The following is a 14,025-nucleotide window of genomic DNA, read 5'->3' as shown; positions in this document are numbered from 1 at the left end:
GGGGCCGGCGGTCGTCTCCGACGCGGCGTCGTAGGTGGCGTGGGTTTGGTGGCACAGCGGGTGGGCATCCGTCTAGTCGCCAGCCCGAACGAGACGAGGGGGCGACGATGACCGAATCGGTACGCCGGGACACCAGCCCGGAGCAGCGCGTCACCGAGTGGGACGGTGACCACGCCCGCGCCGGGGCCACCGACGGCGACCTGCCCGGCGTGGATCCCGCCGAGCTGAGCGACGAGGACCTGATCCGGGAGGTGCAGAGCCTGCACCGGACCCGGCTGGACACGCTGCGGCACGCCACCGACTCCGCGCTCGCCAACCACCTGCGCCGCACCGCGGAGCTGGAGACCGAGTACCTGGCCCGGCACCCCGGCCGGGAGATCGACCCGCACCGGCTGCGGGACGCCTGATGGCCAGCCACGCCGAGCGCGGCATGTCCGCGCCGCCCGAGGTGGTGTTCAACACCGCCACCGACCCGGACCGGTCCGCCGCCTGGCTGCCCGAGGAGCTGCGCGGCTCCGGCGCCTGCCGGGTGGAGGTGCTCGACGCCGACGACATGCGGGCGCGGTGGAGCAGCGCCGACTGGTCCGCGGAGATCGACGTGGAACCGGCCGACGCCGGTGGCGCCCGCGTCCGGCTGGACCTGGCCGGCCCCGATCACGGCCTGGCCGACGAGATCCTGGCCAACCTCGACCGCGAGGTCGGCGACAACCTGACCGCCGGCTGAGCCCGGCCGTCATGACGACGAGGGAGACCGGGTTGACCGGGAGTGGCCTGAAGCAGAAGGTGGCGCGTCTGCGCCAGGCGTACGCGCCGCACGAGCACCGGCCGCTGGAGGGATACCTGAAGGCGATGGGCACCTACGCCGGCGTGACCGGCGCGCTGGTCGGGCTGGTCCGGGCCACCGGCCGACCGGTGCCGGAGCGGCCCTCGCCCGCTGACGTGGTGCTGCTCTCGATCGCCACGCACAAGCTGAGCCGGCTGCTGTCCAAGGACGCCATCACCAGTCCGCTGCGGGCGCCGTTCACCCGCTACGACCACCCGATCGGCAGCGGCGAGGTGATGGAGCAGGTCCGGGACGAGGGCAGCCCCACCCGGCACGCGCTCGGCGAGTTGGTGAGCTGCCCGTTCTGCCTGGCGGTGTGGGTGGCCACCGGGCTCACCGGCGGCCTGGTGCTGGCCCCCCGGCTGACCCGGCTGGTGGCCACCGCGCTGACCGCGGTCGCCGCGTCCGACTTCCTCCAGATGGGGTACGCGGTGGCCCAGCGGGCCGCCAAGGGCGGACACCACGGGGAGTGACCGTACGACGGAGGGGCCGGCGCGTACGCGCCGGCCCCTCCGTCGTACCGCTCGATCAGGTAGGGGTGGTGCCGTGGTCCTCGCCGGCCCAGCCGCGTGACGTCTCCGGCTCCCGCTCGTCCTCCCCGGTGACGATGTCCCGGTCCACCGCGGTGCGGTCGTGCTCGTTGGCGAAGTCCGGCTCCGGCAGCGTGTCCACGCCCTCCGGGGGCTGGCCGAGCGCCGCCAGGTGCTCGTGCTCGGGTTCGCGGTCGGTCATGTCGGGTCCTCTCGTCGGCGGGGGCTCAGGCGACCGTGCCGCCCAGCAGGTCCGCCACCTCGTCCACCGCGTACTCGCCCTGGGGGAGCGCGGCGATCCGGGTGAGCAGCTCCGCCGGAAGCTCGGCGGCCACCGCGCGGCGGTAGATGTCGGTCTGACTGATCCGCTCCTGGCCGTGGTAGAGGTCGTCGAGCAGGTCGTCGAGCGGCCTGGTGTCCGGCTGCTCGGTCACGGGCGCGTCATCGGTCACGCCGACCACCTACCCGGCCCCGAACCGGTCAAACGCCGCCCAACGGAGCTCAGGCGGGGGTGGGCAGCGCGGCGCGGCGGGCGCGGACCGCCTGGGCCAGGTGGTCGAGCACCTCGTCGGTGGTGTCCCAGCCGATGCAGGCGTCGGTGATCGACCGGCCGTACTCCAGCTCCCGGGTCGGGTCCAGGTCCTGCCGGCCGGCGTGCAGGAAGCTCTCCAACATGATCCCCACGATGCCGCGCTGCCCGGCGGCGAGCTGCCCGGCCACGTCCGCGGCGACCACTGGCTGGTTGCGGTGGTCCTTGCCGCTGTTCGCGTGACTGGCGTCGATCACCACGCGTTCGGGCAGTCCGGCGGCGCGCAGCAGGTCCAGCGCCCCGGCCACCGACTCCGCGTCGTAGTTGGGCCGGCCACCACCGCCGCGCAGCACCAGGTGCCCGTCGGCGTTGCCCCGGGTGTGCATGATCGCCGGGATGCCGGAGACGTCGATGCCGGGGAAGACGTGCGGTACGCCGGCCGCCCGGATCGCGTCGACAGCCGTGCCGATGCTGCCGTCGGGGCGGTTCTTCATGCCGATCGGCATGGACAGGCCGGAGGCGAGCTGCCGGTGCACCTGGCTCTCCACGGTCCGGGCGCCGATCGCGCCCCAGGCCACCGTGTCGGCGATGTACTGCGGGGTGATCGGGTCGAGGAACTCGCAGCCCACCGGAAGGCCCAACCGCAGCACGTCGAGCAGGAGCGCCCGCGCGGTCCGCAGACCGGTGTTCACGTCGCCCGAACCGTCAAGCGCCGGGTCGTTGATCAGACCCTTCCAGCCCACGGTCGAGCGCGGCTTCTCGAAGTAGACCCGCATCACCACGAGCAGGTCGTCGGCGACCCGGTCGGCCGCCTCACGCAGCCGTCCGGCGTACTCCAGCGCGGCGGCCGGGTCGTGCACCGAGCACGGGCCGACCACCACCAGCAGCCGGTCGTCGGCGCGGTCCAGCACCCGGGCGACCGCGCGCCGGCCGGCGATGACGGCCTCGGCGAGCGGCGCGTCGAGCGGCAGGTGATGGTGGAGCAGGGCCGGGGTGGTCAACGGCACGACGCGGTCGATCCGCTGGTCGATGACCCGGCGGGCGTCCGGAGACGTGGTCACGGTGGGAATCCTTCCGCCGACCGCGCCCCGGGGCCGGCGCCCAGGGTGTCGAGCCGGCTGCTCGCATGCGAAAGGGCAGGGAATCATCCCTGCCCGGCCGGCTCGAAGAGGAGGTGACGTCAGCTCACGGTCGAGTCACCGGCTCCTCCAGCCGGCTGCCTAAACCATCGATACGACCGCGTCACGTCAGCCAGCGTACCCGACGCGCCCGGGAATGCCCGTGCCGTTCCGCCAAGCGGGACGCGGGGTATGGGAGAAGCCATGAGCCACCATCAGAGCGACCAGGACCGGATCGAATCCCGTGCGCACCTGCTGCCCGAGGAGGCGGCGGCGGGCAGCGACGACGCGCAGGCCCAGGCCGACGCGATCCTCGCCGAGTCGGATCTCCGGGAGGAGGACCAGAACGCCGCCCCGGACACGGTGCTGGAGCACCGCACGTCCGCCGAGACCGTCACCCCCGTCGAGCCTCCCGACTGAGCGGCGCGCCCCGGCCGCGGCGGGACCCCCGGTAACTGGCGTCCCGCAACCGGGCCAGCGGGCCGGCCAGCCGCAGCCCCGGCGGCACGTTGCCGATCGGGTCGAAGGCCGGCACGGCGTCCTCCGGGCCGCCGTGCCGGCCGCTCAGGCGTACCTCGCCGAACGGCCGCCACGGACCCACCGCCGAGGCCACCGCGAGCACCAGCCGGGGCTCGTCGCCGGCCACCGCCGCGTCGGCCTCGGCCAGCGTGCGACCCAGGTCGGGTGAGTCCGGGTCGGCCAGCACGGCCAGGAACAGCCGCCGGGCCCCGGCCCGGAACGACATGATCGAGGTGTACGTCCCGGTGAAGCGCCGCCGGGGCAGCGGCAGGTTGCGCAGCACCGGCGCGGCGCCGCTGGAACTGACCAGCAGATCGATCGGCGGTTCCGGGTCCCGGTGCAGCCGGACCGCCACGCCCAGCACGTCCGGCCAGCCGGGCGGCGTCGGCGTGCCCTTGGAGAGCCGGACCGTGGCCGGCCACCGGCCGGGCAGGTCCAGCAGCGGCACCCCGGTCGGCGGTCCCGGCGTACCCCAGATCATCGCCTCGGCGGCGAACACGCGACCGGCGGGATGCAGCAGCCGGGCGTGCCGGAGCCGGGCCAGCGCGGCGGCGGCCCGCTCGACGGCGGACGGTGCGGGGGTCATGCCGAGCTGATACCCCGTCGCGCGGCGACGACGCGGGCGCGGCTCCCCTTTCCGCCCACCGGATCGGATAGCGTCGTGCCATGCCCGACAGCGGTTTCCCCTGGCCGATCGAGACGACCCGACTGGACAACGGCCTGCGTGTGGTGGTGAGCGAGGACCGCACCGCCCCGGCCGTGGCGGTCAACCTCTGGTACGACGTGGGGTCCCGCCACGAACCGGCGGGCCAGACCGGCTTCGCCCACCTCTTCGAGCACCTGATGTTCGAGGGCTCGGTGAACGTGGCGAAGACCGAGCACATGAAGCTGATCCAGGGCGCCGGCGGCTCACTCAACGCGACCACCAACCCGGACCGGACCAACTACTTCGAGACCGTTCCGGCCGAACACCTGGAGCTGGCGCTCTGGCTGGAGGCCGACCGGATGGGCGGCCTGGTGCCGGCGCTCACCCAGGAGACGCTCGACAACCAGCGCGACGTGGTGAAGAACGAACGGCGGCAGCGCTACGAGAACGTCCCCTACGGCGACGCCTGGCTGCGGCTGCTGCCGCTGCTCTACCCGCCCGGCCACCCCTACCACCACGCCACGATCGGGTCGATGGCCGACCTGAACGCCGCCGACTTGGCCACCTTCCAGACGTTCCACACCACCTACTACGCGCCGAACAACGCGGTGCTCACCGTGGTCGGCGACGCCCCCGCCGCGGAGGTGTTCGCGCTGGCCGACAAGTACTTCGGCGGCCTCGCGCCGCGCCCGGACATCCCGCCCGCCCCGGACGGCCGCACCGTGCCGGCGACCGGCCGTCCGGCGGTGGAGACGGTCACCGCCGACGTGCCCGCCCCCCGCGTCTACCTCGCGCACCGCACCCACCCGTTCGGCGCCACCGGGTACGACGTGACCACGGTCCTCGCCACCGTGCTGGGCAGCGGCCGGGGCAGCCGGCTCTACCAGCGGCTCGCCGACGGGGAACGGATCGCCCAGCCGGACCTGATCGGGGCGTACGGGGTCGACCTGGCGCACGCGCCGGCCCCGCTGATCGCCACCGCCACCGCCCGCCCCGGGGTGACCGCCGAGCGGCTGCGCGACGGGCTGGCCGAGGTGGTCGACGAACTGGCCACCGTGCCGGTGACCGCCGCCGAGCTGGACCGGGCCAAGGCGCTGCTGAGCACCTCGTGGTGGCGGCAGATGTCCACCGTGGACGGCCGCGCCGACACGCTCGGCCGCTACGCCACCCAGTTCGGCGACCCGGCCCGGGCCGCCGACCGGCTGCCCGGCTGGCTCGCCGTCACCGCCGAGCAGATCGCCGAGCAGGCCACCGAGCTGCTCGGCGCCGCCGACCGGGCGATCCTGACCTACCTGCCCGAGGAGACCTCATGACGCTGATCGCCACCCGTCCCGGCCCGGGCGCCGCCCGCGCCTACCGGTTCCCCCAGGTGGTCCGGCGGACGGTGGCCGGTGGTCAGGTGGTCGCCGCGCACCTGCCCGGGCAGAACCTCGCCGTCGCGTTGCTGCTGCTCGACGGCGGCGCCGGCCGGGAGCCGGTCGGCAAGGAGGGCCTCGGCGCGGTGCTGGCCAAGGCGCTGGAGGAGGGCACCGCGCACCGGGACGCCACCGCGTACGCGCTGGCCGTCGAGGCGCTCGGCACCGAGCTGGTGACCGGGCTCGACTGGGACTCGTTCCAGGTCAGCGTGCAGGTCCCGGTGGAGCGGCTGAGCGCCGCGGTGGAGCTGATGGCCGAGGCGGTCCGCACGCCGCGGCTCGATCCGGCCGACGTGTTGCGGGTCCGCGACGACGAGGCGACCGCGCTGCGGATGGACTGGGCCAACCCGGGCCCGCGCGCCGACGCGGTGCTGCGCGCTGACCTGTTCGGCGTGGCACACCGGTGGGGCCGCCCGCTCTACGGCGACCCGGGCAGCGTGGCCGCGCTGGAGGCGGACGACGTCACGGTCTTCCACTCGGAGTGGTTCATCCGCCCCGGCACGCTGATCGTCGCCGGCGACCTGGAACGGATCGACCTGGAGGCACTCGGCGCGGCGGCGTTCGTCGGCACCGGTGGCGGCCCGGTCGACCGGGGCGGCCCGATCGACGTGCCGCTCGCCGACCGGCGGCGGGTCATCCTGGTCGACCGGCCCGGCTCGGTGCAGTCGACGCTGCGGCTGGGCCACCCGTCCCCGCACCGCGGCCACCCCGACCACGTGCCGATGACGCTCGCCGGCACCGTGCTCGGCGGCGCGTTCACCTCCCGCCTCAACCACCTGATCCGTGAGGTGCGCGGCTACACGTACGGGATCCGGGGCGACTTCGCCTCGTCGCGGCGGTTCGGCCGGTTCGCGGTCAGCTCCGGCGTGCAGACCGCGGCGACCGCGCCGGCGCTCGTCGAGTCCGTGGGGGAGGTCTCGCGTACCCGGGAGACCGGGGTGACCGAGGAGGAGCTGGAGGTGGCCCGCTCCTGGCGGGCCGGGCAGCTCTCGGTCGAGTTGCAGAGCCCGCGGGCGATCGCGTCGGCGCTCACCACGCTGGTGGTGCACGACCTGCCGGACGACTACCACGCCACGCTGCGCGAGGCGCTGCTCGCGGCCACCGTCGAGGAGGTCTCCGCGGCCGCCGCGACGCACCTGCACCCGGAGGCGCTGACGCTTGTGGTCGAGGGCGACGCGGCGGTGATCCGGGACGAGCTGGTGGCCGCCGACCTCGGCGAGGTGGTCGACCACGCGTGACCGGTGGGGCGGCGGGGTGTGTGATTCCCGTCGCCCCGGCCCGCGCGCTGGGAAACGCTTCCCGCCCGCCCGGCCCGGCTGGGTAGCCTCGCGGGCATGAGGATCGGCATTGTGGGTGCCACCGGCCAGGTCGGTGGCGTGATGCGGCAGGTGCTGGCGGAACGCGAGTTCCCGGCGGAGCAGGTGCGGTTGTTCGCCTCGGCGCGGTCGGCCGGGCGCGCGCTGCCGTGGCGCGACGGCGAGGTCACGGTCGAGGACGCGGCCACCGCGGACTACCGCGGCCTGGACATCGTGCTCTTCTCGGCCGGCAAGAGCACCGCGAAGGAGCTGGCGCCCCGGGTCGCCGAGGCCGGCGCCGTGGTGATCGACAACTCGTCGGCGTACCGGATGGATCCGGCGGTGCCGCTGGTGGTCGCCGAGGTCAACCCGCACGCCCTCGCCGACCGGCCCAAGGGCATCGTGGCCAACCCGAACTGCACCACGATGGCCGCCATGCCGGTGCTGCGCCCGCTGCACGCCGAGGCCGGGCTGGTCAGCCTGGTCGTCGCCACCTACCAGGCGGTCTCCGGCGCCGGCCTGGCCGGTGTGGCCGAGCTGGACGACCAGGTCCGCAAGGTGGCCGAGGGCGCGAGCGCGCTCGCCTTCGACGGCACCGCCGTCGAGTTCCCCGCGCCGCGCTCGTTCGCCGCGCCGATCGCGTTCAACGTGCTGCCGCTGGCCGGCTCGATCGTCGACGACGGCTCCGACGAGACCGACGAGGAGCAGAAGCTGCGCAACGAGAGCCGCAAGATCCTGGAGATCCCCGGGTTGAAGGTCTCCGGCACCTGCGTACGGGTGCCCGTGTTCACCGGTCACTCGTTGCAGATCAACGCCCGGTTCGCCCGGCCGATCGACCCGGCCCGCGCCCGCGAGCTGCTCGACGGCGCGCCCGGGGTGGCGCTGCGCGACGTGCCCACCCCGCTGGTGGCGGCCGGCCAGGACCCGACGTTCGTCGGACGGATCCGGGTGGACGAGACGGTCGAGCACGGGCTGGCGCTGTTCTGCTCGAACGACAACCTGCGCAAGGGCGCGGCGCTCAACGCCGTACAGCTCGCCGAGCTGGTCGCCGCCGAGCGCTGACCCCGCCCGGGACCGCACCGCGGGAGGCGTCCGTGCCGGCACGGACGCCTCCGCAGCGGGTATGCGGGGCCGGTTGCCGGCGACCCGCGCCGGCGGGCGGAGGCACCGATGGCGGCCGGACGCGACACCGGGGACGTCGAGGAGGTCGAGGCCGGGCTGCGCTCGGACACGGCCCGGGTGATCGGATTCAGCGACGCGGTCTTCGCCATCGTCATCACGCTGCTGGTGCTCGACCTGAGCGTGCCCGAGGTGACGCCGGGCAGGATGCCGCACGCCCTGCTCGAACAGTGGCCGGTCTACCTCGCCTTCGGCACGTCCTTCCTCTACGTGGCGGTCAACTGGCTGAACCACAAGGGCACGTTCCTCCGGGTCCGGTGCGCCGACCGTGGGCTGGACTGGGCCAACCTCGGGGTGCTGTTCGGCGTGGCCCTGCTGCCGTTCGTGACCGCGCTGGTCTCCCGCGCGGTGGAGAAGGGCGACGTGTCCGACGAGCGGGTCGCGATCGGCGCCTACGCGCTGCTCGGCGTCCTCCTCTCGGCCACCTGGTTGTGGCTGTACCACTACCTGCACCGGCGCCCGGAGCTTCGCCAGGCCGGTGTGCCACGCCGGTTCTTCGCCGCCGAGCGGCTCCGCGCGCTGTTCGGCGTGGCCGCGTACGCGATCGCCGGTCTGGTGGGGTGGTGGGTGAGCGTGCCGGTGGCGCTGGTGGTGTTCCTGCTGCTGCCGCTCTTCTACGGGCTGTCCAGCAACGGCTCCTACGAGATCCGCCGGCGGATCCGGCGCCGGGGGTGAACCGCCCGAGTTACCCCGCCTGCGACGGCGGGTAGACCGCGGTGCCGACACCGAGAGGGGAGCACCATGACAACGGTCGGAGAGTTCATGACGACCCGGTTGGTGACGATGGACGGCAACGACACGCTCACCGCGGCGGCGCAGGAGATGCGCGACAGCGCCATCGGCGACGTGGTGGTGACCGACGGCGACGACGTGGTCGGCATCGTCACGGACCGGGACATCACGGTCCGGGGCGTCGCCGAGGACCGTAACCCCGCCACCACCCGGCTCAACGAGATCACCAGCAAGGACGTGGTGACGGTGAGCCAGTACGACGACGCGGTGGCCGCCGCCGACCTGATGCGCACGTACGCGGTCCGCCGGCTCCCGGTCATCGAGGACGGGAAGCTGGTCGGCCTGGTGTCGATGGGTGACCTGGCGGTGGAGCGGGAACCCCAGTCGGTGCTCGCCGACATCAGCGCCGACGACCCCAACAACTGACCTGCCGACGCGGTGACGCCGCCCCCGGTTCGGGGGCGGCGTTCCGCGTCTCCGGTCCGGTCGCCTCACCCGATCCGGGCGAGGTTGACCCGGGGGCGCTGCGGGGACCCGTCCGGTCGACGAGGAGACCGCCGAGCGCGGGAGGAGTCACCTTCGATGGTGGACACGACCACGAGATTCTTCGAGGACCTGGACCGGCGCGGGTTCGAGCCGCTGCTGGTCAAGACGTCCGGGACGCTCCGGTTCGACCTGCACGAAGGCGCGCGGACCACGCACTGGCTGCTGGAGATCGACCGGGGCAACCTGCGGGTCCGGCAGGAGGACGGCGAGGCGGACACCGTGGTCGGGACCGAGCCCCGGCTCTTCCGGGCGCTCGTCGACGGTGAGGAGAACGCCATCGCGGCGTTGCTGCGCGGCGACATGACGGTCGTCGGCGACCTCCGGCTCGTGTTGCAGATCGAGCGCGTCTTTCCGGGCCCGCCGGACTCCCGCGGGCCGCGCCACGCATTCGCCAGGAGGGCCGCCTGATGGCCGGGAACAACACCGTCCGGATCCTGGACGGCAACACGTTCGTGGTCTCCGAGGACACCGGGGACATCGAGGCCACGCCGACGGAACCGACCGGGCTGTTCTCCCTCGACACGCGGTACCTGTCGAAGTGGGTGCTCACGGTCAACGGCGAGCGGCTCAACGCGCTCTCCTACGACGACCTCCAGTACTACGAGGCGCGCTTCTTCCTGGTGCCCGGCATGGCCACGCACTACGTCGACGCGAAGCTGTCGGTCATCCGGGAACGGGCGGTGGGCGGCAGCTTCCGGGAGACGCTGACCGTGCTCAACCACGACGAGAACGCGGTGGACCTGGAGATCCGGATGGACGCCGGCGCGGACTTCGCCGACCTCTTCCAGGTCAAGGACGAGATCCTCAACAAGAAGGGCGAACTGTACGCCGAGGCGGAGTCGGACCGGCTGCGGCTGGGCTACCGGCGGGGCAACTTCAAGCGGGAGACGGTCCTCTCCGCGAACCAGCCGGCCCGCTACGACAACCGGGGCTTCGCCTGGAGCATCCACCTGGAGCCCAACGAACAGTGGGACGTCCTCATCGACGTGCAGACGTTCGCCATCGGCCCGGGTGGCCGGGACCTGCGGATGGGACTACGCGCACACGGCACCGAGCGGCTCGCGCTCCAGCACGACCTGGAGGAGTGGATCGACCGGGCCCCCAAGGTCAACAGCGAGCACGACCGGGTCGCCGCGACCTACCGGCGGAGCCTGGTCGATCTCGCCGCGCTGCGCTTCTCCCCGCTGTCGCTGGGCGGGCAGACGCTGCCCGCCGCCGGCCTGCCCTGGTTCATGACCATGTTCGGCCGGGACAGCATCCTCACCTGCCTCCAGGTGCTGCCGTTCGCACCCGAGATGTCGAAGACCACGCTGCGCATCCTGGGCGCGCTCCAGGGCACCCGGTTCGACGACTTCCGGGACGAGGACCCGGGCCGGATCCTGCACGAGATGCGGTACGGCGAGACCGCCGCGTTCGAGGAGCAGCCGCACTCGCCCTACTACGGCTCGGTGGACGCGACCCCGCTGTTCGTGGTGCTGCTCGATGAGTACGAGCGGTGGAGCGGGGACGTGGCGCTGGTCAAGGAGCTGGAACGGGAGTGCCGCGCCGCGCTGAAGTGGATCGACGACTACGCCGACCTGGTCGGCAACGGCTACGTCTGGTACGAGCGGCGCAACACCGACACCGGCCTGGAGAACCAGTGCTGGAAGGACTCCTGGGACTCCGTCTCGTACGCCGACGGCACGCTGCCGCCGTTCCCGCGGGCGAGCTGCGAGGTGCAGGGGTACGCGTACGACGCGAAGATGCGCGCCGCCCGCCTGGCCCGGGAGTTCTGGGGCGACCCCGCGTACGCCGATCAGTTGGAACGCGAGGCGGCGGAGCTGAAGGCGCGGTTCAACCGCGACTGGTGGGTCGCCGACGGCGGCTTCTACGCGCTCGCCCTGGACCCGGAGGGGCGGCAGTGCGACGTGCTCAGCTCCAACATCGGCCATCTGCTGTGGAGCGGCATCGTCGACGACGAGCGGGCGCCGCAGATCGCCGCGCATCTGGTCGGGCCGCGGCTCTGGTCCGGCTGGGGGGTGCGGACGCTGGCCGAGGGCGAGGTCCGCTACAACCCGATCGGCTACCACAACGGCACGATCTGGCCGTTCGACAACTCGTTCGTCGCCTGGGGCCTGCGTCGGTACGGCTTCGCCGACGAGGCGGCCACGGTCGCCAGCGGCATCCTGGACGCGGCCACCTACTTCGACGGCCGGCTGCCGGAGGCGTTCGGCGGCTACCAGCGGGAGCTGACCAAGTTCCCGGTGGAGTACCCGACCGCGTGCAGCCCGCAGGCCTGGTCGACCGGGGCGCCGCTGCTGCTGATCCGGACGATGCTGGGGTTGGAGCCGCACGAGGGGCACCTGGCGGTGGACCCGCAGCTGCCGATCGGCATGGGGCGGATCGAGGTGCTGGACATTCCGGGCCGGTGGGGCCGGGTGGACGCGTTCGCCCGGGGCCGGCTCGACCTGCACAACCCGGCCGGCTGACCCCGGCCGGCTGACCCTGGCCGGCTCAGTGGCCGGCGGGTGGCCCGTCGGCGTGCGCCTCGTTCGGCGGCAGCAGGCAGAACTCGTTGCCCTCCGGGTCGGCCAGCACGGTCCACCGGGGCAGCTCGCGGACCACCGTCGCGCCCGCCTCCAGCACGGCGGCGCGTTCCTCGGCGTCGCCGACCAGGTCCAGGTGGATCCGGCCGGGCGCGGGCAGCTCACCGGCCGGGCTGATCCACAGGTCCGGCCGCCGCCCGTGCGGGTCGCGCAGCAGCACCGCCTCGGCCGGCCCGAGCGTACGGCCGGCGAGCTTCGCCCGGTCCGCCTCCGCCACGGGCAGCCCGCTGACCGCGCTCCAGAACGGGACGAGCAGGTACGGATCGTGGCAGTGGATGACTATCGCGGCTAGATCGGGCATACCACCGAACCTAGTCGGCCCGGGCCGCCGGCAGGACGTTGTCCAGGAACGCGGCGGTGACCGCGCGCAGGTCGGGACGGGCCAGATCGAGCGCGTGACCGCCGTGGGTGAGCCAGAGGTGCGTCGGGTGGCCGGCGGCGAGCAGCCGGCCGGCCAGCTCCACCGCCTGCGCGGCCGGCACCGGCACGTCGTCCCGGCCCTGCACCAGGAGCACCGGCACGCCGGCGCCGAGATGACTGGCGGCGGTGGCGTCGGCGGTGGCCGGATCACCGGCGGCCGGCGGGTGCCCGAGCAGGTCGGCCCACGGGTCGTCGCCCGGGGGCCGGCGGCGCCGCTGCTCGTCGTCGAGCGGGTCGACAGGCGCCCAGTACGCCAGCGTGGCCGTCACGTCGCCCGGCCGGTCCACCCCGCGCAGGGCCAGGTGCAGGGCGAGCGTCCCGCCGGCCGAGTCGCCGCCGACCAGCAGCGGCCGGCCGTCCGCGGAGGCCCGGGCCGCCCGCGCGGCGGCGCGTACGTCGTCGAGCTGGGCCGGCCAGCGGGCCTCGTGCGAGAGCCGGTAGTCGGCGGCGACCACCCGAAGGCCGAGCGACGCCGGCTCTGCCCAGGGCAGAGTGGCGCTACGGTCGGGTAACCTACGCGCGGTAAAGTTGCCGGATGCCGGAACTCGTGTACCCGCCCGTGATCACCGCCGCCAAGACGATGTTCCGCGCTCTCGACCTGCGCCTGGACGTGATCGGCAGCCACCACGTGCCGCGCACCGGCGGGGCGGTGCTCGCGTCCAACCACGTGAGCTACCTCGACTTCATCTTCTGCGGCTACGGCGCGCACGAGTCCCGCCGGCTGGTCCGCTTCATGGCCAAGGAGAGCGTCTTCCGGCACCGGGTCTCCGGCCCGCTGATGCGCGGCATGAAGCACATCCCGGTCAACCGCGCCGCCGGCGCCGGGTCGTACGCCGCCGCGGTCGGCGCGCTGCGCCGGGGCGAGGTGGTCGGCGTCTTCCCGGAGGCGACGATCAGCCGGTCCTTCACCGTCAAGGACCTCAAGAACGGTGCGGCCCGGATGGCGCAGGAGGCCGGCGTGCCGCTGCTGCCGGTGGCGCTCTGGGGCACCCAGCGGCTCTGGACCAAGGGGCGCCCGCGCACCCTGACCCGCCGGCACACCCCGATCACCATCCTGGTGGGGGAGCCGATGGACCCGGCCGCCTACCCGGACGCCACCGCCCTCACCGCCGACCTGCGCACCCGGCTGTCGGCGCTCGTCGACCGCGCCCAGCGGGACTACCCGGACCAGCCGGCCGGCCCGGACGACGCCTGGTGGCAGCCGGCCCACCTGGGCGGCGGCGCGCCCACCCCCGAGCAGGCCGTCGAGCTGGACCGCTCCGACCGCCGCTCCCGCAGCGCTTCCTGACCGTGCCGCCCGCGCAGGGCAGGTGGCCTGCCTTGCCGCGCGGGCGGCACCACGCCTTGCCGCGCGGGCGGCACCACGCCTTGCCGCGCGGGCGGCACCACGCCTTGCCGCGCGGGCGGGGAGAGCAATCCCGGCAGCCTACGAACTTGATGGCGAGAATGGGTCACGGCCCGCGGAGTGCGGTGGGGCGAAAGCACGGCGGGCCGGACCGGACGAGGCCGCGCCGAGCCCGGTTCGCTTCCCGGCCCGGGCTTTCGCGTCGACTCCGGTCAGGGCTTCGCGCGTGGACCTGCCTTCCGGCCCCGGCCCCGGCCCCGGCCCCGGCCCCGGCCCCGGCTTCGCGGCGCGAGGCTCATGAGTCATCCATGCCATCAAGTTCGTAGGCCGCCCGGACACGTGG

General features: G+C 74.0%; 18 protein-coding genes. 12 read left to right on the top strand and 6 right to left on the bottom strand.

All coding sequences use genetic code 11. From position 1 onward, the window contains the following. Positions 1-107 precede the first annotated feature (107 nt). Genes TPA0908_RS12050 through TPA0908_RS12040 form a run of 3 tightly spaced genes read left to right on the top strand, consistent with a single transcriptional unit; the run spans position 108 to position 1,296 of the window. On the top strand, positions 108-407 hold the full coding sequence (locus TPA0908_RS12050) for a DUF6158 family protein (RefSeq protein WP_281937459.1): 300 nt from the start codon (positions 108-110) through the stop codon (positions 405-407). Next, a complete protein-coding gene (locus TPA0908_RS12045; protein WP_281937457.1) occupies positions 407-724 on the top strand; it encodes an SRPBCC family protein in 318 nt (105 codons plus the stop codon). The genes TPA0908_RS12050 and TPA0908_RS12045 overlap by 1 nt, the downstream gene beginning before the upstream one ends. Before the next feature lie 11 nt (positions 725-735). Then, complete coding sequence (locus tag TPA0908_RS12040) at positions 736-1,296, top strand: DUF1360 domain-containing protein (protein WP_281937455.1); 561 nt, start codon at positions 736-738, stop codon at positions 1,294-1,296. Between the two features lie 55 nt (positions 1,297-1,351). Here TPA0908_RS12040 and TPA0908_RS12035 read toward each other — a convergent pair whose 3' ends face one another. The 3 genes from TPA0908_RS12035 to TPA0908_RS12025 are packed head-to-tail and all read right to left on the bottom strand — an operon-like array spanning position 1,352 to position 2,952. Beyond that, on the bottom strand, positions 1,352-1,555 hold the full coding sequence (locus tag TPA0908_RS12035; RefSeq protein WP_107157081.1) for a hypothetical protein: 204 nt from the start codon (positions 1,553-1,555) through the stop codon (positions 1,352-1,354). 25 nt (positions 1,556-1,580) lie between these two features. Beyond that, positions 1,581-1,814: a hypothetical protein gene (locus tag TPA0908_RS12030; RefSeq protein WP_374709203.1), complete on the bottom strand. Its 234-nt coding sequence runs from the start codon at positions 1,812-1,814 to the stop codon at positions 1,581-1,583. Between the two features lie 40 nt (positions 1,815-1,854). Then, positions 1,855-2,952, bottom strand: coding sequence for a 3-deoxy-7-phosphoheptulonate synthase (locus TPA0908_RS12025; RefSeq protein ID WP_281938562.1), 1,098 nt, complete (start codon positions 2,950-2,952; stop codon positions 1,855-1,857). Positions 2,953-3,204: 252 nt separating this feature from the next. Between TPA0908_RS12025 and TPA0908_RS12020 the strand changes: the two genes are divergently transcribed. Beyond that, positions 3,205-3,420, top strand: coding sequence for a hypothetical protein (locus tag TPA0908_RS12020; protein ID WP_281937453.1), 216 nt, complete (start codon positions 3,205-3,207; stop codon positions 3,418-3,420). Here the strand turns inward: TPA0908_RS12020 and TPA0908_RS12015 are convergent. After that, positions 3,395-4,105: a phosphodiesterase gene (locus TPA0908_RS12015; RefSeq protein WP_281937452.1), complete on the bottom strand. Its 711-nt coding sequence runs from the start codon at positions 4,103-4,105 to the stop codon at positions 3,395-3,397. The genes TPA0908_RS12020 and TPA0908_RS12015 overlap by 26 nt on opposite strands. 80 nt (positions 4,106-4,185) lie before the next feature. Here TPA0908_RS12015 and TPA0908_RS12010 point away from each other — a divergent pair, with 80 nt between their 5' ends. The 7 genes from TPA0908_RS12010 to TPA0908_RS11980 all read left to right on the top strand — a co-directional run bounded on the left by TPA0908_RS12010 (position 4,186) and on the right by TPA0908_RS11980 (position 11,800). Beyond that, positions 4,186-5,478, top strand: coding sequence for a M16 family metallopeptidase (locus TPA0908_RS12010; RefSeq protein WP_281937449.1), 1,293 nt, complete (start codon positions 4,186-4,188; stop codon positions 5,476-5,478). Continuing rightward, complete coding sequence (locus tag TPA0908_RS12005) at positions 5,475-6,818, top strand: M16 family metallopeptidase (protein WP_281937447.1); 1,344 nt, start codon at positions 5,475-5,477, stop codon at positions 6,816-6,818. The genes TPA0908_RS12010 and TPA0908_RS12005 overlap by 4 nt, the downstream gene beginning before the upstream one ends. A gap of 96 nt (positions 6,819-6,914) precedes the next feature. Then, entirely contained in the window at positions 6,915-7,937 is a 1,023-nt protein-coding gene (locus tag TPA0908_RS12000) for an aspartate-semialdehyde dehydrogenase (RefSeq protein ID WP_281937445.1), read from the top strand. Positions 7,938-8,045: 108 nt separating this feature from the next. Then, entirely contained in the window at positions 8,046-8,729 is a 684-nt protein-coding gene (locus TPA0908_RS11995) for a TMEM175 family protein (protein WP_281937444.1), read from the top strand. 66 nt (positions 8,730-8,795) lie between these two features. Then, positions 8,796-9,212, top strand: a complete 417-nt coding sequence (locus TPA0908_RS11990; RefSeq protein WP_281937443.1) for a CBS domain-containing protein — start codon at positions 8,796-8,798, stop codon at positions 9,210-9,212. A 156-nt stretch (positions 9,213-9,368) separates the two neighbouring features. Beyond that, positions 9,369-9,740: an SCP2 sterol-binding domain-containing protein gene (locus TPA0908_RS11985; protein WP_281937441.1), complete on the top strand. Its 372-nt coding sequence runs from the start codon at positions 9,369-9,371 to the stop codon at positions 9,738-9,740. Continuing rightward, complete coding sequence (locus TPA0908_RS11980) at positions 9,740-11,800, top strand: amylo-alpha-1,6-glucosidase (protein WP_281937439.1); 2,061 nt, start codon at positions 9,740-9,742, stop codon at positions 11,798-11,800. The genes TPA0908_RS11985 and TPA0908_RS11980 overlap by 1 nt, the downstream gene beginning before the upstream one ends. 25 nt (positions 11,801-11,825) lie before the next feature. Here the strand turns inward: TPA0908_RS11980 and TPA0908_RS11975 are convergent, their stop codons facing one another. Then, the gene (locus TPA0908_RS11975; RefSeq protein ID WP_281937437.1) at positions 11,826-12,218 is read right to left on the bottom strand and encodes a VOC family protein; all 393 of its coding nucleotides are present in this window, start codon (positions 12,216-12,218) and stop codon (positions 11,826-11,828) included. Between the two features lie 10 nt (positions 12,219-12,228). Continuing rightward, entirely contained in the window at positions 12,229-12,828 is a 600-nt protein-coding gene (locus tag TPA0908_RS11970; protein WP_281938560.1) for an alpha/beta hydrolase, read from the bottom strand. A 44-nt stretch (positions 12,829-12,872) separates the two neighbouring features. On the opposite strand from TPA0908_RS11970, the gene TPA0908_RS11965 reads away from it, so the two are divergent. After that, positions 12,873-13,625: a lysophospholipid acyltransferase family protein gene (locus tag TPA0908_RS11965; protein ID WP_281937436.1), complete on the top strand. Its 753-nt coding sequence runs from the start codon at positions 12,873-12,875 to the stop codon at positions 13,623-13,625. The last annotated feature ends 400 nt before the right edge of the window (positions 13,626-14,025 follow it).

Source organism: Micromonospora sp. AKA38 (genome assembly GCF_027925725.1).
GTDB lineage: Bacteria > Actinomycetota > Actinomycetes > Mycobacteriales > Micromonosporaceae > Micromonospora.
Note: the sequence above shows the minus strand (reverse complement) of the source record. Positions and strands in the feature narration are given on the sequence as shown.